The organism is Streptomyces sp. NPDC058864, from assembly GCF_042742985.1.
In the GTDB taxonomy this organism is placed as follows: Bacteria; Actinomycetota; Actinomycetes; order Streptomycetales; family Streptomycetaceae; genus Actinacidiphila.
The window spans coordinates 1-1217 of record NZ_JBHYMQ010000167.1; the positions used below are offsets into that span (position 1 = coordinate 1).

Below are 1217 nucleotides of genomic sequence, written 5' to 3' on the forward strand. Positions count from 1 at the left end.
GTTGTCGCGCGTCAGACTTTGTGGCAGGGCTCGTTTCTTGCGGGTCCTGTCCCGTGAAGGAGTCTGATCGATCATGGTGAGACCGCCGGCGGTGCCGCCGGAGGAGAAGGTCCGGATCGTGCTGTCGATCCTGGCTGGTGAGATGACCGTTGCCGAGGCCGCGCGGCGGGCGAAGGTGTCGGAGCAGTCGGTCGGGAACTGGAAGCGCCAGTTCCTGGAGTCCGGCCGGGCCGGTCTGGTGGCGGGGAGGTCCGGCCCGAGCAGCCGTGAACAGCAGCTCGAGGCCCAAGTCGCCGACTTGACGCAGGCGCTGGGCGAGGCCGCGGTCGAGCTGCGGGTGTGGAAGAAGTCCGCGGAGGGTCGGCCGGGCCCTTCGAGGACCTCGAGGTGATCCGCGTCGACGCGGGCATGCCGACCGCGAGGTTCTGCCGTCTGATCGGCGTGCCCGAGCGGACCTGGCGCCGCCATCAGGCCCGTGCCCGCCGCGACGCCGAGCCGCGGGGGTCGTGGCCGCGTCCGGCCCGCGAGCAGGTCCGGGACACCGCCCGTCGGCACGCGCTCGCGCATCCGGCGTGGGGGCATCGGAAGGTGTGGGCGATGTGCCGATGGGACGGCCATCGGGTCTCGCAGGCCACCGTGCTGCGGCTGCTGCGCGACGAGGGTCTGCTGCTGGAGGCGAACTACCAGCGCGAACGTCGGCAGCTCGCGGCGCGGCGCAAAGCGGCGTTCGCCACCGAGCCGATCGGCCCGAACCAGGTCTGGCAGCTGGACTTCTCCGAGTTCGAGACCACCGCCGGCGGCACCTGGCGGCTGGCCGGCTGCCGCGACTACTGGTCGAAGTACGAACTGGGCTGGCACATCTCGCCCACCGCGAACCAGCACGACGCGATCGCCGCCGTCGAGCTCGCCCTGGCCGAGGCCGCGCGGCTGGCCGGCCGGCCGCTTGCCGACCTCGCCCCACGCGACGCCGACGGCGCGGTGCAACCGCTGGTCACGATCGTCACCGACAACGGCGGACCGTTCCGCTCGTTCCGCTTCGAGGCATTCATCGCCACCCGCCCCGAGCTGCGGCACGTCCGCACCCGGGTCCGAACGCCAGGGCAGAACGGCTCACGCGAGCGCGGCTTCGGCTCGCTGAAGTACGAGAAGCTATTCCTGGAGGAGATTCCCGACGCCCTCGACCTGGTCCGCCACGCCGAGGACTATCGGCTCGAGTA

At 71.7% G+C, this 1217-nt stretch carries 2 protein-coding genes; both read left to right on the forward strand.

The genetic code is table 11. The annotated features are described in order from the left end of the window. Positions 1-73: 73 nt before the first annotated feature. Complete coding sequence (locus ACFW3D_RS42165) at positions 74-391, forward strand: transposase (protein ID WP_500513801.1); 318 nt, start codon at positions 74-76, stop codon at positions 389-391. Then, on the forward strand, positions 388-1217 hold an 830-nt coding region (locus tag ACFW3D_RS42170; protein WP_500513802.1), incomplete at its 3' end, for a transposase family protein. The genes ACFW3D_RS42165 and ACFW3D_RS42170, both read left to right, overlap by 4 nt.

Bases quoted from the DNA above. Each gene is read 5' to 3' on its own strand.
- ACFW3D_RS42165 (WP_500513801.1), top strand. From the start codon at position 74: ATGGTGAGACCGCCGGCGGTGCCGCCGGAGGAGAAGGTCCGGATCGTG.